This window comes from Glaciimonas sp. Gout2 (assembly GCF_035018905.1).
In the GTDB taxonomy this organism is placed as follows: Bacteria; Pseudomonadota; Gammaproteobacteria; order Burkholderiales; family Burkholderiaceae_D; genus Glaciimonas.
This window is the reverse complement of the sequence record NZ_JASJXA010000051.1, coordinates 1-22,084: the sequence shown is the minus strand read 5'-3', so window position 1 is coordinate 22,084 and position 22,084 is coordinate 1. Positions and strand designations below refer to the sequence as shown.

19 protein-coding genes are annotated in these 22,084 nt (G+C 49.2%); 8 read left to right on the top strand and 11 right to left on the bottom strand.

Annotated features, from left to right (window positions below):
• Positions 1-1,379, top strand: a 1,379-nt coding sequence (gene yjjJ / locus QN379_RS20980) for a type II toxin-antitoxin system HipA family toxin YjjJ (protein WP_323507513.1), incomplete at its 5' end; no start/stop codon positions are given.
• A gap of 26 nt (positions 1,380-1,405) precedes the next feature.
• Here yjjJ and cobA read toward each other — a convergent pair.
• From cobA to QN379_RS20965, 3 genes are all read right to left on the bottom strand, one after another.
• A complete protein-coding gene (cobA, locus tag QN379_RS20975; protein WP_322238727.1) occupies positions 1,406-2,188 on the bottom strand; it encodes a uroporphyrinogen-III C-methyltransferase in 783 nt (260 codons plus the stop codon).
• Positions 2,189-2,585: 397 nt separating this feature from the next.
• A complete protein-coding gene (locus QN379_RS20970; protein ID WP_322238729.1) occupies positions 2,586-4,208 on the bottom strand; it encodes an ABC transporter substrate-binding protein in 1,623 nt (540 codons plus the stop codon).
• Between the two features lie 282 nt (positions 4,209-4,490).
• Positions 4,491-5,138 (bottom strand): hypothetical protein, encoded by a 648-nt coding sequence (locus QN379_RS20965; RefSeq protein ID WP_322238730.1) that lies wholly within the window; start codon positions 5,136-5,138, stop codon positions 4,491-4,493.
• A gap of 483 nt (positions 5,139-5,621) precedes the next feature.
• On the opposite strand from QN379_RS20965, the gene QN379_RS20960 reads away from it, so the two are divergent.
• From QN379_RS20960 to QN379_RS20945, 4 genes are all read left to right on the top strand, one after another.
• Entirely contained in the window at positions 5,622-6,551 is a 930-nt protein-coding gene (locus tag QN379_RS20960; protein ID WP_322238732.1) for a PIG-L deacetylase family protein, read from the top strand.
• 30 nt (positions 6,552-6,581) lie between these two features.
• Complete coding sequence (locus QN379_RS20955) at positions 6,582-7,466, top strand: ATP-grasp domain-containing protein (RefSeq protein WP_322238734.1); 885 nt, start codon at positions 6,582-6,584, stop codon at positions 7,464-7,466.
• Positions 7,463-9,844: a glycosyltransferase family 2 protein gene (locus tag QN379_RS20950; protein ID WP_322238736.1), complete on the top strand. Its 2,382-nt coding sequence runs from the start codon at positions 7,463-7,465 to the stop codon at positions 9,842-9,844. Before QN379_RS20955 ends, QN379_RS20950 begins: the two co-directional genes overlap by 4 nt.
• A 153-nt stretch (positions 9,845-9,997) precedes the next feature.
• Complete coding sequence (locus QN379_RS20945) at positions 9,998-11,263, top strand: tetratricopeptide repeat protein (protein WP_322238738.1); 1,266 nt, start codon at positions 9,998-10,000, stop codon at positions 11,261-11,263.
• 97 nt (positions 11,264-11,360) lie between these two features.
• Here the strand turns inward: QN379_RS20945 and QN379_RS20940 are convergent, their stop codons facing one another.
• The 6 genes from QN379_RS20940 to QN379_RS20915 form a co-directional block, all read right to left on the bottom strand.
• Positions 11,361-12,032, bottom strand: coding sequence for a nucleoside/nucleotide kinase family protein (locus QN379_RS20940; protein WP_322238740.1), 672 nt, complete (start codon positions 12,030-12,032; stop codon positions 11,361-11,363).
• Between the two features lie 147 nt (positions 12,033-12,179).
• Positions 12,180-12,629: a MaoC family dehydratase gene (locus QN379_RS20935; RefSeq protein ID WP_322240673.1), complete on the bottom strand. Its 450-nt coding sequence runs from the start codon at positions 12,627-12,629 to the stop codon at positions 12,180-12,182.
• 99 nt (positions 12,630-12,728) lie between these two features.
• Positions 12,729-13,457: a cytochrome c biogenesis CcdA family protein gene (locus tag QN379_RS20930; RefSeq protein ID WP_322238742.1), complete on the bottom strand. Its 729-nt coding sequence runs from the start codon at positions 13,455-13,457 to the stop codon at positions 12,729-12,731.
• Positions 13,457-13,843: a thioredoxin family protein gene (locus QN379_RS20925; RefSeq protein WP_322238744.1), complete on the bottom strand. Its 387-nt coding sequence runs from the start codon at positions 13,841-13,843 to the stop codon at positions 13,457-13,459. The genes QN379_RS20930 and QN379_RS20925 overlap by 1 nt, the downstream gene beginning before the upstream one ends.
• Positions 13,844-14,035: 192 nt before the next feature.
• Complete coding sequence (ribA, locus tag QN379_RS20920; protein ID WP_322238746.1) at positions 14,036-14,704, bottom strand: GTP cyclohydrolase II; 669 nt, start codon at positions 14,702-14,704, stop codon at positions 14,036-14,038.
• 464 nt (positions 14,705-15,168) lie between these two features.
• Positions 15,169-15,870 (bottom strand): pirin family protein, encoded by a 702-nt coding sequence (locus tag QN379_RS20915; protein ID WP_322238747.1) that lies wholly within the window; start codon positions 15,868-15,870, stop codon positions 15,169-15,171.
• A 341-nt stretch (positions 15,871-16,211) separates the two neighbouring features.
• Here QN379_RS20915 and dbpA point away from each other — a divergent pair, with 341 nt between their 5' ends.
• Entirely contained in the window at positions 16,212-17,600 is a 1,389-nt protein-coding gene (gene dbpA / locus QN379_RS20910) for an ATP-dependent RNA helicase DbpA (protein ID WP_322238749.1), read from the top strand.
• Between the two features lie 185 nt (positions 17,601-17,785).
• Here the strand turns inward: dbpA and QN379_RS20905 are convergent, their stop codons facing one another.
• Positions 17,786-18,418 carry a 3'-5' exonuclease gene (locus tag QN379_RS20905; RefSeq protein WP_322238751.1) on the bottom strand — a complete coding sequence of 211 codons (633 nt, stop codon included), beginning with the start codon at positions 18,416-18,418 and terminating at the stop codon, positions 17,786-17,788.
• A 250-nt stretch (positions 18,419-18,668) separates the two neighbouring features.
• Here QN379_RS20905 and QN379_RS20900 point away from each other — a divergent pair, with 250 nt between their 5' ends.
• Both QN379_RS20900 and QN379_RS20895 read left to right on the top strand, forming a co-directional pair.
• Positions 18,669-19,136, top strand: coding sequence for a (2Fe-2S)-binding protein (locus tag QN379_RS20900; RefSeq protein WP_322238753.1), 468 nt, complete (start codon positions 18,669-18,671; stop codon positions 19,134-19,136).
• Positions 19,133-21,496 carry a xanthine dehydrogenase family protein molybdopterin-binding subunit gene (locus QN379_RS20895; protein ID WP_322238755.1) on the top strand — a complete coding sequence of 788 codons (2,364 nt, stop codon included), beginning with the start codon at positions 19,133-19,135 and terminating at the stop codon, positions 21,494-21,496. The genes QN379_RS20900 and QN379_RS20895 overlap by 4 nt, the downstream gene beginning before the upstream one ends.
• A gap of 187 nt (positions 21,497-21,683) precedes the next feature.
• Here QN379_RS20895 and QN379_RS20890 read toward each other — a convergent pair.
• Positions 21,684-22,084, bottom strand: a 401-nt coding sequence (locus QN379_RS20890; RefSeq protein WP_416348559.1) for a hypothetical protein, incomplete at its 5' end; no start/stop codon positions are given.

The following is a 22,084-nucleotide window of genomic DNA, read 5'->3' as shown; positions in this document are numbered from 1 at the left end:
TATCTATTCATATGTTATTCAATAACAAAAAAAATCAGATAACGGCGCTGCGCCAACTTCTTGCTAAGGAACCGACTGATGCGAAGACGCTTTCTTCCGCACTTGGTATCAGCCAGCCGACGTTTTCACGGTTGTGGCCGACCGCTGGCAACGACATTCTTGCAATCGGCGCTGCACGGGCGACCATGTACGGGCTGGCACGTACCATTCGTGATGTTGGCCCGTCGCTGCCTATTTTTCGTATCGATGCCGATGGACATCCTGAAGACTTCGCGCAACTCACCGTTTTATCAGGTCATTGGTACGCGTACCAATTTACAGGCAACAAAAGCGTCTTTACCTGCGAAGGATTGCCGTATTTCCTACAGGATAGTCGGCCACAAGGTTTTTTGGGGCGCATGGCACCGCGCGAAAACGCTGATTTGCATCTGCCAGAAGACATTCTGGAATGGACGGATGACGACGCACTGTATTATTTAGCCCGACGCGGCGAAGATAATATGGGCGATCTTGTCGTTGGTAATGAATCCTACCGCCGCTTTCTGGAGCGCAAGTCGCCTACGCAAAGCAATCTGCTTGCAGAGGCTGACCGCGACACGCGCTATCCTGAATTAGCAGAACGTGCATTAAAAGGTGAGACTGTTGGCTCATCTGCGGGAGGCGAGCAACCCAAATTCACTACCGCTATTGTACGCGTCACGGATGATTCACCGTCGGCGGTGATCGTCAAATTTTCTCCCGACATTCGCACGGCCGGTGGTCGACGTTGGGGCGATCTGCTGATTGCCGAACATCTGGCGATCGCGATGTTGCGCGAAAATGGCATACCGGCTGCCGCTTCCAGCATTTTAGTTGCTGGCAATCGCGTGTTTCTGGAGTCTGTCCGCTTTGATCGTATCGGCACGGCTGGACGAACGCCGATGATATCGTTGTCGGGGTTGATCGGTGAAACGGGAGCCGCTGAAAAAACCTGGTCATTTGTCGCGACGATGCTCGCTAATCGGAAAAAGTTATCTCAGGCTGACTTGGTCGTGATCCAGTTACTGGACGTCTACGGCGCGTTAATTGGTAATACTGATCGTCATCCGGGTAATCTCTCTTTGTCCTGGACGGTGGAGGGATTTTTTGCCTTGAGGCCATGTTACGACATGCTGCCGATGATGTATCGGCCAAATGCACAAGGCGAAGTGATAGAACGCACATTCACTTTATCCGGTTTGGATCGCCTCGACTTACGTCAGTTGCCGGTTGCGGCGAACCTTGCTAATCAATTTTGGAATAAGGTGTGCAAAGATCACCGTATCTCAGATGACTTCAAACGCATCGCTGGTCTGCATATGGCGGCTATGGCGATTGCCGCTCCCGAAACAAGGATGTGACTTTGGTGGAGTGTTGAGATGAGTTGCTAAGAATATTGCGCCAAAGATTGATCGAAATGATCAACCAGGTCGGAAGCCACCGTGTTCATCGCGCACCGCACCACATCTCCGATGACAATAATACTGGGACTGCCGAGTTGCGCGGCTGCCAATGCAGCCGGTAACTCGCCCAACGTGGTAATGAGTTGCGATTGCGCGTCCATGGTAGCCGACTGAATCACCGCTACCGGAGTCGATGCGGCCTTGCCACCAGCCATCAGCGCAGCTTGTATTTCATTGCAGCGGGCCACGCCCATGTATATCACCAGCGTCAGGCCGGTTTGGGCCAGTAACGCCCAATCCGGATTGGATTCGGGCGTTTTGCCGTGACCGGTTATGAAGATCGCGCCTTGGCTCCAGTCACGATGGGTGAGTGGTACGCCAATTGAGGACGGCGCTGCCAAACCGCTACTAATGCCATTGATTACATCGACAGCAATCCCAGCCGCCATGAGATGGTCACGCTCCTCTCCGCCGCGGCCAAACATAAAGGGATCGCCACCTTTTAGCCTGACGACGCATTGCCCGGCTTGTGCCTCGGCAATCATCAAGCGCTCGATAAAAGCTTGCGGCGTGGATTTGCACCCACCACGCTTGCCGACATGCACGATCCTGGCATCAGACTTAGCATGCTCGAGTATGGCGGGATTGACCAGATCATCGACCAAAATCACATCGGCGCTGGCAATTGCTTTGACTGCTTTTAAAGTCAGCAAATCAGGATCGCCGGGACCGGCACCGACCAAAAAGACTTTTGCGAGGTTCATCATGGGGCAGTTATATCGAATGGGTAAACTTAACACTAAGCAAGCATTGTTCCAGCAAAATCGATGTAGTGGTTATTTGTATTGATTTTTGATGATGTATCACACTCATCGACGGACTTTAGCCAACTCACGATCATTGCATTGGTCGATTAGTTGATTAGTTGATCAGTTGATTAGTGGCCTTAAGCAAACGGCTTAGGTGCGACTTTAGCTGAGTAGATAGCTGTAATACGCCCCATTCTAGCTTTATGAATGCACTATTTGAGTGAAAATTTGCGCCGTAGTGGGGAGGCACGTTAGTTCATCAATCCCACGCCCCATGCTTGTATTGCGCGAGGAGGTGCGAATGTCACACTTCCCAAGCATCACATTTCATGCCAATAAAACGCTCGCAATAGGTCTATTGCGTTAAATCAACATGTTGGAATTCATATTCACTGAACACAGACATTTTGAATCCGATCACGTTTTTACGGATGGCTGCATAACGTACTGCATGTGCGATGGAAATCCAGGGCGCTTCTTCATGCACAATAAGTTGCGCTTTCTCATAAAGTATTGCGCGCTCGGCCTGATGTGGTGTGCGCTTGGCGCTTTGTATCAGCGTCTCAAAGGCAGGATTACACCAGCGCGCTTTGTTGCCGCCGCCTTTAATACTGTCACAACCCAACAATGTAGCAAAAAAATTATCCGGGTCGCCATTGTCGCCATTCCAGCCGTACATCATGACCTGTTGCTCACCTTGATTGCTGCGCTTAACATATTCCGCCCAATCGTAAGTAGCAAGCTTGGTTTTGATCCCGATTTTTGCCCAATCCGACTGGATTAATTCTGCCATACGTTTGCCATCGGGATTGTACGGACGGGTAACGGGGAGATACCATAATTCTACCTCGGCACCATTCGGATAACCTGCCTTGGTTAATAGCGCTTTGGCCTTAATCGGGTCATAAACAACGTCGACAACCTTATCGTTGTAGGACCAGAGCGTCGGTGGGATCGGATTTTTTGCCGATTGTCCTGCGCCTTGATAGACAATATTAACTATGGCGGTCTTATCAATCGCCATAGTCAAGGCCTGACGGACCAACTTGTTATCGAATGGCTTTTTTTCCACATTAAAGGCGATGTAGCCAACGTTTAAGCCTTCTTTGCTCAGTACCGTGACGTCTGGATTAGCCTTCATCAAAGGGACATCCGCTGGTTTTGGCAAGGTCATGACCTGACACTCGTTAGCTTTTAGTTTAGCGTACCGGACCGATGCATCCGGTGTGATGGCGTAGATCAGGTTATCGAGTTTGGGACGTCCACCCCAATAGCCGTCAAAAGCCTTGTAACGGATCACGGCGTCCTTTTGATATGACACAAACTGAAACGGGCCGGTACCGAGTGGTTCGCGATTAATGATTTCCTGCATGCCGAGTGCCTTCATTTTTTCGGCGTACTCGGCCGACATAATTGCGGCAAAATCCATCCCTAAATTGGCAATGAACGGTGCTTCTGGATGCTTTAGCGTAAACACAACGGTGTAGTCATCTCGCTTCTCCACCTTATCGATGATTTTATCCATCGCCATATCCAGGTAATAGGCAAAGCTCTGCCCTGCCGGGAGTTGGTGGAACGGATGATTGGGATCGCCCATACGGTTGAAGGAAAACACGACGTCATCGGCATTAAAATCACGCGTCGGGGTAAATCGGGCATTACCCTGAAACTTGACACCTCGACGCAATTGAAAAGTGTAAGTCAGACCGTCAGCAGATGTTTTCCAGGATTCTGCCAATGCAGGTTGAATTTTAGTGGTCCCTATTTCAAAGGCCACCAATCGATCGAACACTGGCACTGATGAAGCCTGAAATGAAATAGCCGTTGTATAAAGCTGCGGATCAAACCCTTCAGGGCTGCCTTCCGAGCAGAAAACGAGTGTCTTAGGTGTCTTAGCGGCAGCAATGGCAAACCCGCCATGGAGAGTTAACATTGTCAGCAAACTGGCGGCTACAACGACATTCGATTTCGTTCGCATGCGGCTCTTTCTATTGTTTTCTTGTGACAATAAATATACCGTGGGACCTATTATTTTGACAGGGTAATTTGATGAGATGCATCATCACCGTCGTTATACAGTTGCCATACAGTTGCAAGATCGGTAAACGATACGTAGACCTGTCCGATAATGTGGCATGCAAACGTAAAAAATTAGTGAGTTGGCATTGCGGAGAAGTGATCATCAAGATCATGACGGCGCTTAAACATAAAACGGACGCCAATAGCGTCCGCTGTGTTCGCAATTTCAGACCCCACGTTTTTAGCGCGTGTCAGTGGGTTCGGTAGCCGCGCCGCCAGCATTCACGCCGCCTGATTTTCCCATAATGTCGTCATAGGGCGTTTGTACCAGCTGGAACGGGTATGCACGTGACGGAAAGCTTTCCGCCTCTTCTGTTTTTTCGGACTGTTGCGCAATGTCGGGGTTGTCCTCCAGCGCAGGCCTGATTTTGGCTCTGTCTGCGAGCACTTCCTCAGGCGTATAAGGCCGTGCCGCCGCATCGAAGCCGCTATACCCATCTTGACGCCACCCTTCAACTTGTTTTTCGATATCTAACGCACCCGCATTGCGCAAGGCTGATTGCGCTATCGGCACCAGCGCATCATCGTCTACCGTAATCGCCACCACCGCGTGGCCGCGCCGAACCGCCTCAGAATAATGGCCAATGTCTTCATGATGGCTACCAAATAGGTGAACAAGAAGATCTCGAAGGTTATCTGCGACACCAGCAACAGCGCGGCGCTTCTTATCGGATGCGGGAACATCTGATTCATGCGATCGATACGACATATGCGCTTCGTGCATGCGAACATGTACGTTGGAAGCCTCGAAACCAGATGATATCAGCGCCCGCTGAGCGTCTTGAGCGATTTCATAATTATCGAAAACACCAACCACTGTTTGTGACATATAGCCTCCTCAATTTTTGGGATACCAGCTTATATCTCTGACCCTAGTCCAAGGTTTGATTTTCAGCTAAGACTGCTGGCAGAAAATGTTTTCGTTCGTAGTCTACTCAATCGCTGGCCCAAGTCAGATGCCTCATTCTCATTTTCATTCTACGCGCTTTGCTTATATTGAATTTTCGTAAGACGAATGAAAGTTTTACGCAGTTCAAAACTCCCTCTTGAACACATTTTCTGTCCCATTTTTCGCGCATCATTTATGTGGATATTTTCAGATAAAATCTAGTCTAGACAAAGTAGTGTTTTTATAATATCTTATTAAGAAGATAACCTTATTTGGGTTTAGTAGCGTTAATCTTTAGTAGATTCAATCAATGGTTGCTATCTGGAGTATTTCGTCGGGCGGATCATAGGGAGATCAGAACGATGAAAGTAAGTTAGCAGTTTCGGTAGTCTTGGTTTTCATAAAAACTAAAAAGGAAAAGCAATGTTTTCCTCCCAAGAACCAATCTTTCTGTGTTTTTTCTCAGCCATTTTGTTACTCGTGGCTTATCAACTCTACCGATTCCGTTTGGAGTTGTCAGGGTTGCGTCCCCCGGCGCGGCGCGTGATGGGTACGTTGCCTATTCTTGCTGTATTGCTGCCAACCAATAGCGTGTTTGAGTTTGCCAAACTAACGTCGAGTGGATCAGCAGTGCTGTATGCACTTGAACTGATCGGGTTCATCATTTTGGCGTTCGTCATTTTCAACCTGATCTGGTTGATTCGGTGCATCACGAAGTCCAACAAAAAATTGATCATTCTCGCCATTGGTGCGCATCCCGACGACATCGAGTTAGGTTGCGGCGCGGCGTTGCTACGCTACAAGGTCGAAGGGCATGAAACACATGGCATTGTATTTTCGGTCGGCGAAGGTGGCGTCTACGGTGCCGCTGCAAAAAATGGTAATCCACGAAGAAAAGAAGCCGAAAAAGGTGGTCGTGTGCTGCAACTTGATAGTTTGACTGTGCTGGAATTTCCTGACACCAAATTAGGCACCCGCCAGGATGACCTTAAACGCGTGATTGAAGAAGTCACTCGCCAACTTCATCCTGATTTGATATTTACCCATAATCGCCATGATCTGCATGCTGATCATCATGCTGTTTATCTGGCATCGCTGGAGGCAGCGCGTCGTGTGCCGACCATGCTTTGCTACGAAAACCCCAATACGCCACCCGATTTCCGGCCTAATTATTTTATCGACGTTTCCCTGTATCTCGAACAAAAAATTAAAGCGTTGAAGTGTCACGCAAGTCAAACCCTATCCCGTCCATATATGGAAGAGGATATCGTACAAAGCTTAGCGAGAGTGCGCGGAAGTCAGGCACGTCTGCGCGCAGCTGAAGCATTCGAAGCCATCAGATTTACGGCTTGACGATATAAATCAGGTCCTTCAGAGGCAAAGATGAGACAAACAAAAAACGTTTTGGTCACCGGCGTCGGCGGCCTTTCCGGTAAAGCTGCGATGCACGTGCTCAAGAACAAGGGATTTCGCGTGATCGCCGTCGATATGGTTCCAGTCGAGCACTGTGCTGATGCTTTCTTCTTAGTCCCGCCAGTCCGCGACCCTCGCTATATCGATGAGTTGGATGCATTATTGGCTGCTCACGATATAGGCTGGCTTTTTCCGACAGTACAGGAGGAACTCGTTCTCATTGCCGAGCGCGCGGCCCTGTATCGGCGTCGCGGAATAGCGGTTTTTGTAGGAAATCCTGAGGCAGTCGCCATTTGCGACGACAAATGGCGCACGGCGCAAACGTTGGGTGCTGCAGGTGTCGCTGTACCGAAGAGTGCTATCGGCAAATCTGGTTCGGCAGAAGTGATGCGATTGGGCTTCCCGTGCGTATCCAAACCCAGGGTTGGTCGGGGAGGTCGTGATGTTGCGGTACATGATGGACCAATCGCACCCTTGGCTGAATCCGGTGACAACAATCTTGTATGGCAAGAATTTATGCCCGGCACTGAATATGATGTGTTGATGATGCTTCCGCCAGAACAACCGCTGGAAGTGACAACCGTCATCTTCGAAAAAACACTCCTGCGGGAAGGACGTACCGGTAACGCACTGGAAGTAACACGCGTCAATGCACCGGATGTGCGCAATCTCGCCCTCTCCGCTGCTAGAACTCTGAAGTTAGTCGGTCCACTTGATATGGATATTCGGCGCGATATCAATGGCGTTGCGCATGTTCTTGAGATCAACGCGCGAATAGGCGCCCATACCCAAAAAGCACCGGAGATTTTCGATGCCATGGTAGATCTTTATGCATTGGGATATCTGGGCGGATGACCGATTTCCTGCTTACTCCGATATTGCTATTTGGCGCCGTTACATTTTATTTCGGTGTCATTTCGCTCGTTTATTTTCCCCTGGCGTTCGCCTATCTTTTTTGGGAGTGGCGGCTTTTCTCAAGGGCAAAAACTGCCCATTACACGCCGCGGGTAAGCGTTCTTGTACCTGCTTTTAACGAGGAGCGCACAATTTATCCCAGTATCCAGTCAATCCTTGATTCCGACTATCCCGATTTTGAAGTGATCGTCATCAATGACGGATCAACTGACGGGACAGCGCACGAACTTCAGCCTTTTATTGCCCATCGGCAGATTAGTTATGTGGAGAAAAAAAACGGTGGAAAGGCGTCTGCCCTGAACGCTGGCATTGCCCGCGCCACCGGTGAGATTATCTTGTTTACTGACGCCGACTCTTTATTTGAAAAAAATACTATTGGTAACGGAGTTGCGTATTTTACCGATCCTACAATTGGTGCATTGAGTGGCAATGACACGCCGCTTAATCCTAAAGGGTGGCTTCAGAAGATGCTGGTGGTGACTTCACATATAGGCACAGGCCTGGTACGCCGTGCTCTTTCAATGGCAAGAATTTTACCCATAATCCCTGGTAATCTTGGTATGGTGCGCAGTGACATTCTTCGCTCCATCGGAGGATTTCGTGAGATATGGGGCGAGGATCTGGAAATTACTTTTCGCCTGCATCGCTGCGGTGTGCGGGTGGTGTATGGCGCACGTACCAAGGTGATCGCAGAGTGCCCTCACTCTTTGCGTGGTCTGTGGAAACAAAGAGTACGGTGGGTCAGAAGTTATATCACTATCATTTTTTTGCATCGGGACATGATTGCCCGTCCGACATTCGGTGTATTCGGCGGCTACTTGCTACTGAACTTGTTCAACATGATCATTGTTCCGATTGTGCAAATGCTGAGTTTATTGCTGCTTCCCGTCGCTATGCATGCCGGTATCATCAAACTGCAGAACATGGAATGGGTTGCATACATGGGATTTGGGTCGCTATTGATCGCCGCAGTGACGGCGATCCTATTAGATAAATCTCCGCGGGACTTGCTGTATTTGCCCTACACCATGGTTCTGCTTCCGTTGAGTTACTTTTACACCGCGGTGGTGATTTACGCGATCTGGGCCGAATTACGCGCCCATAACGAAGACTGGAACAAACTTGAGCGCAGAAATCCTCTCGCCATTGCTGCGCCCGAAGATCCCTGGCGACGCCGGTTGGTATTGGGTGGGGCCACGGTGGCCAGCTTGGCGGTTGTAAGCTCGGTGATACAGCTTGATGGTGACGATTTTAGTGAGGTCGCTGAATTGTTCGAGCCAGAAAAACCGATTGGGGGCAGTCTGACGGTATCTATCCACTTTTCGGATTGGAACAACTGGCGCAGGGCTTTGGAATCGTTGCTGGTATCGCCTGGTGCAAAGCACGTTGATCGGGTTGCCGTTTCTGCAGGGCGACCTGACTGGACCTATTACAAATGGGATAGAAATACGGAGTGGTGGAGTCCAGAACAAAAAGAATCGCACGTCGATATGTTAGCCGAGACGATCACCTCGCTTGCTGCAAAGGGCTACGCCACAACGGTGACGCTGGACGTGCTTGCGCCGCGTTATCTACAACTCAATCCGCATTGTGCCGCCGTCGATATCAATGGAAAAGCAAGCCGCGACATAGTCTGCTCCACGTGCCTTGCGAACGAAGAGTATGGAGAATTACTTGATGGTGCATTTCGGGCGCTTGCCACTAAGCCAGAAGTTGAATCGATTTGTATCACCGAATTGTTTTACGACGTTCATTGCTATGACGAACGATGCCGCAAGGCATTCACGAGTGCGTCTGGACAGAGTGACTGGCCACGGCAAGGTAATGGATTAATAGACCGACTGCATCCGGCAATCGGAAAATGGCGCTCAGAACAGGTGAGTAAATCTGTTACCCGACTGTCCAGAATTGCGCGCACTTACGGCAAACAGCTGTTAGTTGATGTCCGTGTGAGTCGTGACGATCTCTCTCGCAACAGTACTGAAAACGGTCAGGATTATCGTTTGCTGTTGCCTTTAGTCGATCAGTTGGTGGTGTGGGATTACTTTGCGCTGGATGGCTTGCCGCCTAAAGTCACAGGGACAGTAGCCAAATATCTTAGTCGTCATTTTGGTGCAAAACGTTATTGGCATTCAATCGGATTATGGAATGACAAGGAGGGCGCTATAGATGCAGATCAGCTTACCCGTTCTATACGTGCAGCCCGACGAGGCGGTAGTACTAATATCTGGATTACGCCAGGAAAGTATCTGACCGATGCGCACTGGGACGCATTGGCAAAACTCAAGCTTGGAAAGGATTACACGAATCAAGTCTGACTCGGAAATCGGGTGACGAATGGTGAGTCAGGCGCTAAGTCGCGTGTGTATTACACATTAACAAACGACATACAACACCGGCGCACGCTGAAGATTTCAGCTACAAAAGCTTCTAAAAAATACGATAAAAATACTTTGACAAGGGATATAGCAATGAAGCTCAAACCGAAGGGGAATACGTTGTCTTGGGGTGCACTATTGGCTTGTCTGTCAATGGTCGCATCAGCTGCCGAAACTGACGTCGTGCCGCAGCAAAAAGAAAAAAACTATGCAGAAAAGGCGGATCAGGAGATTCAGGAATTCCATTGGAATCAAGCCATTCAGACGTATCGCGACGAACTCGCCAAAAACAATAAAAACGCGGACGCATGGCGGGGCATTGGCCGGATACTTCGCTTCGAGGGACATCTGGAAGAATCGCGGCAAGCTTACGAGAAAGCCGCAGCCCTTGAACCGGAGGATCCAAATGCTGCGCTGGGAATCGCTAATACCTACCGATTAAATCATGACTTCGACCAGGCAAAAATAAATTATGCCGCCGCGCAACAACACTGGCCGAAAGATGACGAAGTAAAACAGGCTGCCTACGATTTTGCACGCGACACCAATCCACGCATATTTGGTAGTTACGAAAGGGATCTTGCGTTTCGGACCACCACTTATGGCGCCGGAACACCGTTATTTTCGCGCGAGGATATTCAGTTTGAACACGTCAATGATGAGAGTCTTGGCGTCTATGTACGAAAAGATGAAAAGGCTACTTACAGACACTATTTCGCGTTAAATAATTTTCTGGAATTCAGATATCGGCGATCTAATTATTCTTATTCAATCCCTATAACGGACTTTTCAGCTGTCGACTGGTTCGATGAATACCGCATTCGATATAGTTATCCGATCACCCCTGAGCAAGTCGGTTCGCTGACATTCACGTACCGGCCGACCACGTTAAAAACCACGCAGCAGACATATAACTCAACCAAACTTGAGATGGAACTTCACTCTCAATGGACGCCCCGTTTTGCCACATTAGTTGGTGCAGGGGCGCTGCGCGATCTTAATGACAATCCGATTACGACTAGCGATCTGCGCACGACCAGTTTGGTAAAGGCGGGAGTGGAATATATGCTGACGCAAAAAATGCAAGTCGCGGCTACGTATATAACAAACCCGGATCTGGACAACTCGATCCACAGCAAAAGTTTGATTTTCCTGAACTATCAATGGCGCGGCGATTTATCGACAATTTTCCGCTATCGCTATGATGATTATAAAAGTGGCATCAATCAACGGATCGCCTCTCTTCTATTCCGATACACACCAAACTCCCATATTTTTTCTGAGTTTGGCGTACTGACGGCCAGTCGCGGTGGCCGCAGCGGCGTTTATCCAGAGTTGACGTTAGTTTATAAATTTTAAGAAAAATGTTTTTTTGAAAATTGCGGTAGAAAGTGGCACGTTGAAAAATGCAACAAACAACTTGACCGGCTCAGCGGACGCAACCGCGTCCGCCAGATCAGCGAGAAATGCCACTTTCGCCAGCAACCCAATTGAACACCCTGTCGGCGCGCCCTTGTGTCGATTCAATTAAAACAGCATTCGGTTCATCCGTCCGTTGTACCCACTCTTGCGCGGCCTGCTTATCACGCCCAAATTGCATGTGGCGCGCAATCAGTCGTTGTTGCCGCAAATCGGTCTCTATCGCTAAATACCAGGTTTCGTCTAGTAAGCCGGGAACCTTGCTCCAGTGGCCTCGGTCCAGTAAAAGGTAGTTTCCTTCCGTTATCACCAGTTGTATGTCTGCGGATATGGCAATCGCGCTCGCAATCGGCTCCTCTATCTCACGGCGGAATTCTGGGGCATAGATCACCTCATCCTGGGCTTGATGACGCAGCCTGTTGAGTAGTGCGGCATAACCGGCGCTATCAAAGGTGTCTTCGGCACCTTTACGACTCTGCCGGTTTAAACGGACTAATTCCTTGTTTGCCAGATGGAATCCGTCCATCGGCACCACTATCGCTCGTCCATGCAAACCCGCCACGAGCGCTTGTGCGAATGTCGATTTACCAGAGCCTGGCTGACCAACAATCCCAAGAATAAAGCGTTGACCGTTAGCTAAACGTACCCTTAACTTTTCCAGGCAGGTTTCAATGGTGCATGCGTCAGTTGTGCATGATTCGATCGTCATGGCCTTGATCACATTTGTCGTTGAATTGGTCACTACGGATTACCTTAAGTTCGTTTTTTGTAATGCCGAATTGATCGTCGCTAAAAACCGGCATCCAAGACTTGGCAACGCCGACAGAGATCGGGACCGAGAATGTTTTGTCAGTCGTTAATCCTTAGCTTGTTTGCTCCATACCATCAGCTTTGCGACCAATAATTGCACAACATCTCCGCTTTGATTTATTGTCTGGGATCTAACTTGTATCATGCCGCGGTCAGGACGGGATCTCGATGGCGTAAGAGATATTACTTCACTCTCTACATGCAGCACATCGCCGGGTCGGGTTGCCTTGGGCCAGGTAATTTCTCCGCCCGCACCGATAATGCCACCAGCCAGCGGCATTCCGCTTTCTACCAGTAAGCGCATTGTGATCGCCGCAGTGTGCCAACCGCTTGCCGCCAAGCCGCCAAAGAACGTATCTTGGGCGGCAACCTCGTCCAAATGAAACGGCTGAGGATCGAATTGATGTGCAAAGCGTTTGATTTCCTCCGCAGTCATTTGATGCGAGGCGGATATAAATTGTTGACCGAGAAAAATATCTTCCAGATACAAGTGCATCTCTTTGATGATTTCAGCGGGATCGCTACCATCAACACCAGAATGCGTATTCGTCATTGGTATATCTTTCTTTAGCAAAGTATTGTTCTAGCAACCCATCTACATACTTGTCGTCAAGACGGTTAGCCAATCTGGGCTGATAGATAGCAACCAACTTTCAAGAGCGCGATCCAGACCGCTCAGCATTAATCCACCCACGATCATCATCATGACGCCGAGTAAAGTTTTACCATATTGACCGAAGGTGAGTAATTTTCCGCGGAAGCGTCCAAATCCAGCACGTGACGCCATGCCGAGTACTATCAAAGGCAATCCGGCACCGATCCCGAAAATGATCATTAGCAATGCAATCTGCGGCAGACTCTTACCTTGCGAAGCCAGCGTTGTTGCGGCTCCTAAAGTTGGTCCAACACAGGGAGTCCATATCACGCCAAGCAGTAATCCTATAACAAATTGGCCTGGAATACCGTCCAGTTGCACGCGGGACAATACATCACTGGCCAACCCTCCGATACCAGCCAACGCCGCAGACCAACGTTGCTGCAAGCTCGCTGACACCATCAATAGCCCAAACAAAATAAACAAGATTGCGGCAGCCAGGCGAAATGTATCTTGACCTAAGCCAATTGATGCGCCAATGGCGGCTATGAATACGCCTAATAGGGAAAACGAGAGTGCCAGTCCAGCAGCAAGTGCCAACACGCCAAATCGATGTGCGGTGATTGCTGAAGTAAGCAGGATGGGGACGAGTGGCAAAACGCAGGGTGACAGAATGGACAAAACACCCGCCACAAAACTCAGACCGTAACTAGCAAGTCCAAAATCCATTAAAGTGCTTGCGCAAACGTCGCCTGGATTGCTGCTTTGGTGGTCTGCCCGGTCGCGCGCGTCACTTCTTTGCCACCCTTGAAGACAACAAAGGTCGATTGCTGACTGATATGCATGACTTTTTTGAGCGCTATTTCTTTATCGTAATCCGCCACAAGCAGAGTGATACTTTGCATATCCGGCTGCTTTAACAGACTATCAACGATAGGTTTTTGTACCTTGCAAGTCGGACACCAGTCCGCGTGAAAATAAACAATTGCGGGCTTGCCTTCAGCTTGTAATTTTTCGAATGCAGTTTGACTAAAAGCTATTTCACCGGCATTAGCGGCAAACGATGTTATTAGCATCGCACTCCCTAATAAGGCTGTTGAAAGAAATTTGCGCATGGCACTCTCCAATAAGAATTAGATGGATTGATAGAAAACCTAGATTGCCGCATAGAAAATATCGGCTAAGTTTAGTCTTTAGGTTTAACCTTTAACCACTAACAACGCCTAACGCGGGTATTAAACAATCAGTGCGCCGTTCTAAATATCGCTGCATAAACTATCTTATAAATGTGCACTCAAGGTGCGTTCTCAGACACTTTCATCTTGATGTTCAGCGCCCTCATTTGGCAAAAAATGCCCTAATTTAGCCGACTTGGTATCCAGATAACGGGTATTAAACGGATTTCTGTTCAAAATCAACGGTATGCGCTCAACTACCGGCACGCCCATCTTTTTAAGTGCGTCCATCTTGCGCGGATTATTAGTCATCAGACGCAATGTCTTGATTCCCAAATGCTGCAGCATTGGCTCGCACATACCGTAGTGGCGCAAATCATCGGCAAAACCCAATTGCTGATTCGCTTCGACGGTATCGGCACCAGAATCCTGAATGCGGTAAGCACGAATTTTATTAACTAATCCGATTCCACGTCCTTCCTGACGCAAATACAATATGGCGCCGCGCCCTTCTGCCGCAATTTGCTGGAGCGATCCTTCTAATTGGGCGCCACAATCACAACGTTGGCTAAAGAGCGCATCGCCAGTCAGGCATTCCGAGTGGATACGGGCTAAAACCGGCAAACCGTCTGTTACATCGCCTAAGACGAGTGCCAGATGTTCTTTACCAGAAGGATGATCGATAAAAGCGTGGAGCTGAAATGTAGCCCAAGGAGTCGGCAGTTCGCAAGAGGTGACGTATTCCAGTGATTCGTGGATTTGGGCTGCTGCGGCGTTACAAGGTGTAATGTGGGTGCTCATAGATCGATGCGTTACTTCAATATAAAAAGCACGCCATTAGGTGCATGACGTGCCTTGCCAACAGATTAAATAACTCAGGCTGGAATTAATTCAGTCATCGTACACCGAGAATAGGAAAGCGCGCTGACCATTGCCTTTTCGCCTAACGTCATCTCTTCGGTAGCAATGAGGTCAATACTGCTGAAGCCGGTAAATTGCCATACTGAACGCTAATAGGTTTCATAAAAACCATTGGTCATTGCGCCTGCGTAGCTAAAAGCGCTTCCAGATTACCTTGATATAATGACCTTTTCCCCCAAAACAAGCCCAACGATATTATTTTGGGGTATTTAAAACGCGGACTGCTGGACCTCATGCCGTCGATTCGCGCTTTAAAGTCTCATAATAATTGTACATCGGGCCGCCGCTCAAGATGACATTCACTTCAGGCATTACTTTTATCACGCATCTGATGAAGTAAAGAGTTAATACGGCAAATCGAATACCAATATTTCAGCCGCCTCTGCATCGCTTAAAGAGATTAACGATTCATCTGAAATTTTCAGTGCATCACCTGTGAATAACGCGATCCCGTTCACCGTAACCGCACCGCGTATCACGTGTATATACCCAGTACGTCCTGCCGCTAAAGCATGTGAAATTGCATCTTTTGGACCCAAAAGGCCGGCGTAAATGCAAGCGTCCTGATGTATCAATACCGTCCCGTCGCGCCCGTCAGATGACGCTATAAGGCGTAGCTGACCTTGTTTGGACGCTGGAGTGAAATGCTTCTCCTCATACCCAGGTGGAATGCCTTTGACGTCTGGCTCTATCCAAATTTGCAAAAAATGTAGTGCTTCAGAAGGTGAGCTATTAAATTCGCTATGCCTTACGCCTGTTCCTGCGCTCATCCGTTGTACATCGCCATAGTGCAATACAGAGCCCGTCCCCATACTGTCTTTGTGCTCCAATGCACCATCGAGCACATAGGAAATAATTTCCATATCACGATGACCATGCGTCCCGAAGCCCTGCCCTGGCGCAACTCTGTCTTCGTTGATCACCAATAGCGGGCCGAAACCGGTGTGCTGCGCATCTTGATAGTGACCAAATGAAAATGTATGTCTGGATTGCAGCCATCCGTGGTCGGCTACACCGCGATCACCGCTTTTACGCACTTGTAACATGATGCTCTCCGTTTCTGAATTGACGATTATTTCGATAATGTCGATAGCTTCGCAATGATGGTCACCACTTACCTAAGTAACGCCTATTGATGCATCGATAGGTCTAATTATGATCGACAACAAATCAAAAGAAAAACGGAAAGTTTTCATATCTATTATCGAAAAAATCGAACATATAAATAAAAACGCCTATTTTGTGCTTGCATTTTTCGATTTGGATGCGATAAACGTCACTTAAGTGCTTTTTAGATATTAAAATACATCAAAAAAGCCATCATATCTGGCCCTAAACCGGTGCGCCTGTTAGACTTCCCTCCCCCTTTCTGTCGACTAACGCCACCGTGACTACTTCCTCTTTCTCCAATCTCCCCTTGTCACCAGCGCTTTTGCGTAACCTCGACAGTCTCGGTTATCACGAAATGACGACCATTCAGGCACAAAGCCTGCCTGTGATTCTGGAGCGACGCGATTTGATAGCGCAGGCTAAAACGGGTAGCGGCAAAACCGCCGCGTTTGGTATCGGGATTCTGCATAAACTCAATCCAACCTATTTCGCCATTCAGGCACTGGTTCTATGTCCAACCCGTGAACTCGCCGATCAGGTAGCAAAAGAATTGCGAAGATTGGCACGCCTGGAAGATAACGTCAAAATATTGACCCTCTGCGGCGGCTCGCCGATGGGACCACAAATTGGGTCGTTGGAACACGGCGCGCACATCATTGTCGGCACACCTGGACGGATACGCGACCATATCGGGCGCGGCACCATCAATTTGTCGACAGTGCAAACCCTGGTTCTGGATGAAGCTGATCGCATGGTTGATATGGGCTTTTACGAAGAAATTTCAGGAATCGTCAGTGCTTGTCCGAAGCGCCGTCAGACGCTGCTGTTCTCGGCCACGTATCCCGATGATATACGCAAAGCGAGTGCTGAATTTCTACGCCAACCGGTTGAGGTAAAAGTCGAGGCCCAACATGATTCGGGCCAGATTGAACAGCGCTTTTATGAGGTCTCTTACGATGGCCGTAACGCAGCGGTCGCACAGTTGCTGAATCATTACAAACCAGTGTCAACAATTGCCTTTTGCAACACCAAAATTCATTGCCGCGAATTAGCCGCGGAATTGCGCGATCAGGGTTTTAGTGCGCTGGCGTTATACGGTGAGCTTGAACAGCGCGAACGCGATGAGATTTTGGTGCAGTTTGCTAATCAAAGTTGTTCGGTATTGGTTGCTACCGATGTCGCCGCACGTGGCTTGGATATTCAGACTTTGGGAGCGGTAATCAACGTTGATGTGTCGAAGGATACTGAAGTGCATATTCATCGCATCGGCCGCACTGGTCGCGGTCATGACAAAGGCCTTGCGCTGAGTCTGTGTGCGCCAAATGAAAAAAAATGGGTCAAGCTAATTGAAGACTATCAAAAAGGACCGGTCACCTGGTTTGATCTGGCTACGCTAGAGCCTGCCGAAGGCGGACCACTACAAGCGCCAATGGTGACGCTATGCATCATGGGCGGCAAAAAAGACAAGCTACGTCCGGGTGATCTCTTGGGCGCACTGACCGGCGATGTTGGCCTGACCAAAGATCAAGTAGGAAAAATCAGCGTATTTGAATTCATGACGTATGTCGCACTCGAGCGTCGCATGGCAAAACACGCTTTTTCTAGCTTGAGTAATGGCAATATTAAAGGTCGCAGTTTTAAGATGCGCTTTATTTCCGAGTTGTAAAAGGAAATAGGACAAAAACAAAAAACGCCACACATCCGCTCGCTACAGATAGTTCAATGTAAGTGTGGATGGTGGCGCACGATGGTGGAATGCCACCGTTTCGCAGTTTATGAAGCGGCAATACTCGCCAGAGCTTAGTTCTTACACTCAAGACTCAAGACTCATCAATACTGAATACTCAACACTCAAGCGCGTCCTGATAATTGTCGGGCCAGAAAATCTGGCACCTTTGCAGCGGTTAACTTATTCACCGATACCAGCAAATCCGGATCTATCGATGACACACGATAGGTTTGCGACAAGCTTTTAGCAACATGAAGTAGTAAATTTGCGGATACTTCAGCATCGGCTTCTGCTCTATGCGCTGTGCCGTGAAATGGAATCCGCAGCGCAGACGCAAGCGATCCAAGTTTGTAGCTCGTCATCCCCGGAAACACGCGGCGCGACAATTTTAACGAGCAAATCAATGCGTTATAACGTGGCTGCAAATCCAGCGCAGCGCTCTCCGCCAAGAGAAACTTTGCGTCAAAACTAGCATTGTGTGCCGCCAACGCATCGCAACCAATAAACTTTAAGAGTTCCGGGATCACCTTAGAGACCGGCGGTGCGCTATTGACCATTGTTTGAGAGATACCTGTCAGTTGCGAAATAAACGACGGAATCACTACACCGCAATTAACCAGCGACACGAAGCGCTCGACTATTTTGCCCTCCACTATTCGTAACGCTGCGACTTCGGTGATACGGTCGCCCATTGCAGGACTCAACCCGGTGGTCTCGAAATCGAGCATGACGATCGGTTTTTGAAATACGGACATGAATCCTCAGAAAGCAAATTTTTTGATGAGCGAATATTACAGCATGGGGTCGCGCGCAAGCGAAAGTTTGCGTCGAGAACCCTGACGAATCAATACGAGCAGTTTTATAACAGAACAAAAAAGCGGCAAAACCCATACTTTTCAACATGAAAGCGAAAGCAAGATTACAATCCATCAACATCTATGCCAGGGACTGGCTGGGTCATGACCACCTCCATCATTAGGCAAACATCTCAAGTTGGAAAACAAAATGACAACATTAAATATAAATGGCAAGCAACATACTGTTGACTTACCAGAAGACACGCCGATCTTATGGACACTGCGCGACAATGTCGGTTTAACGGGGACAAAATTTGGTTGCGGAATGGCGCTATGTGGTGCGTGCACCGTCCATCTTGATGGTGCACCGATACGCTCATGCGTGACACCAATCAGTGCAGCGGTAGGAAAAAAAATTACCACTATCGAAATGATCGCCAACGATGGTTTGGGCAAAGCGATTCAACAAGCCTGGGTTGCACTCGGCGTACCGCAATGCGGTTATTGTCAGGCCGGACAAATAATGTCAGCTAGCGCTTTGCTGAAAACCATACCGAAACCGACAGACGAAGAAATCGACAACGCAATGAGTGGCAATATTTGCCGCTGCGGTACCTACACCCGTATCAAAGCTGCCATCAAGCAAGTCGCCGCCAATAATGGAGTCGCAAAATGAGCGCAACCTTTGATAATGAAGAAACGCATTTTGAGTCAACATCAGCCATTGAAATTAGCGCTGCGCAGACTGGTGCACACACCATCTCGCGTCGATCGTGGCTGAAAGGCGCCGGTGCGTTCACTGGTCTTGCGCTGACCGTGGGTGTTCACGGCCTTGTCAGCGCTGCTGATGTACCGGTCCCAGAAAAAAAATATGGTGGCGCGGCAATGTCGGGCGCCACAGTCGACAATCCACTCGTTTTTGTTTCAATCGGAACCAATGGCATCGTAACGATCGTTGCCCATCGCTCGGAAATGGGCCAAGGCATCCGTAGTAGTCTGCCGCTCGTCGTTGCTGAAGAGCTTGAGGCTGACTGGAGTCGCGTCCGTGTGGTCCAGGCAAATGCTGACGAAAGTCGTTTCGGTAATCAAAACACCGATGGTTCCCGTAGCATGCGCCACTTTTTCACGCCAATGCGTCAGGTGGGCGCCACTGCGCGTCTGATGCTGGAAACCGCAGCAGCGAATCGTTGGGAAGTGCCAGTCTCAGAAGTCAGCGCCAAAAATCATGAGATTCATCATGCGAAATCCGGTCGCAAACTCAGTTATGGTTCATTGGCTGCCGATGCAGCTAAGTTGCCTTTACCAGCACCCGCGCTCATTCGCCTGAAAGATTCGGCGCAGTTTCGGTACATCGGCAAAGACAAATTCTCTAGCGTCGACTTTCAAAATATCGTTACGGGGAATACCCAATACGGTATCGATACCCGGATAGATGGAATGGTGTATGCGGTTATCGCGCGTCCTCCAGTATTTGGTGGCAAAGTCGCCAGCTTTGACTCGGCTGATGCGATGAAGGTACCGGGCGTCATCCGAATCGTCGAATTGCAAGGCAGTCCGCCACCGGCCTTATTTAATCCCCTAGGCGGCATTGCCGTCATCGCCAGTAATACGTGGGCAGCGATCAAGGGCCGCGAGGCATTGAAGATCAAATGGGATGACGGCCCAAATGCTGCTTATGACTCAACCACCTTCAAGGTAACGCTGCAAGAAGCCGCACGCAAACCAGCCAAAGTCATGCGTAATGACGGCGACACCATGGCTGTGCTGGAAAAGTCTGGAAAACAGATAGTAGCCGAATATTATATTCCGCATCTGGCCCATGCAAGCATGGAACCGCCAGCGGCAACTGCACGCATTGTTGACGGCAAATGTGAAATCTGGGCCTGTGTTCAAAATCCGCAGGCAACGCTTAAGACGGTTGCCGGAACCCTTGGTTTGAAACCCGAGGATGTAAAAATCAATGTTACGTTGCTCGGTGGTGGATTCGGTCGTAAATCGAAGCCAGACTTCGCAGCAGAGGCCGCGCTGCTGTCGAAAGCAATGGATGGCAAGCCCGTAAAACTGACGTGGACCCGCGAAGATGATCTGCGTCATGACTATTTGCATACTGTATCGCTGGAACATCTTGAAACTACGCTTGACGATAAAGGCATGCCACTAGCCTGGTTGCATCGTAGCGCTGCGCCGACTATTTCATCTACTTTCGTCCTGGGCGCGATGGGTGAATCGGCTGGCGAACTGGGAATGAGTGCAATCAATATTCCTTTCGTGATTCCAAACATTCGGGTAGAAGCACCGCCAGTACCGGCGCATACCCGTATTGGCTGGTTCCGCTCCGTCTACAACATTCCTCACGCCTTTGCAGTGCAATCGTTCGTTGCTGAACTGGCTGCTGCGGCTAAGCGTGATCATCGCGAATATTTGCTGGAACTGATTGGACCAGCACGCAAAATCGCTCCGAAAGACATGTCCGACACCACCAACTATGGGGAATCGCCGACGCTTTATCCGCTCGACGCCGGTCGCATGCGTAATGTGGTGGAACTCGCTACGCGTGAAGCTGGTTGGGGACGTAAAGTTGCCAAGGGACACGGATTGGGTCTGGCGGTCGCGTATAGCTTTATGAGCTATGTGGCGGCTGTGATCGAGGTTGCTGTCAGCGATGATGGCACGATCAGTATTCCTCGGGTTGACGTGGCTATCGATTGCGGGCCAGCTATCACACCTGATCGTATCCGCTCGCAAGTTGAAGGCGCCTGCATCATGGGCCTGAGTCTGGCGATGAGCGGTGAGATTACCTTCAAAAACGGTGCGGTAGTGCAAGGTAACTTTCATGAGTATGAAGTCATGCGTTCACTCGCTGCGCCGAAGGATATCCACGTGCATATCGTCCAACACGCCTATGACATGGCGTTAGGTGGCGTGGGAGAGCCCGGAACGCCGCCGATTGCACCTGCGTTATGCAATGCGATCTTTGCCGCAACTGGCAAGCGGATCCGCGATTTGCCGATTCGGGAGCAATTGAAAAAGGCTTAAAAACTGTCTTTGTCGTTTTAGCAGGCTTGCTTGCTGCCTTGATCTTGAATGAAAAAATCCCGATAGTGATATCGGGATTTTTTTGTATGATGGCTATGCTATATCTGCAGTGTGGTTTATAGCTAATCGTAATGCTTCACATTACTGGGCAATCAACGCTAAGCATACCACTTAGCCCAACCCCGGGTTATTTCTCTTTTTTTGGACGTCCGGCTTTCACCAACGGCAAGCTGGCAATCGCGGCTTTCAACTTAGCATTGTCCAGGTTTTTGATCAGCGCAACGCCGATTCTCAACAGTTCGCTTTTCTTTACTGCCAAGCCAGCCTTGAGGCAGGCCTTCTTGACGTCGCTCAGAACTTGATATTCATCTTCCGGCATGGTGAAGCTATCGCGGACCAGTTTGGCTTTCTTTGCTTTTACTTTTGGTTCAGTGACTGGTTTAACCGGGCTCATTGGCGTTGCAACAGTCTTCGGTACTTGCAGAACTGGTGCGCTTATGGCGGTCTTTTTAGCTGGCGCTGCAACTGTTTTTGCTGGTGCTACTTTTTTTGGTGCTACTTTTTTTGGTGTCACGGTTTTTTTTGCTG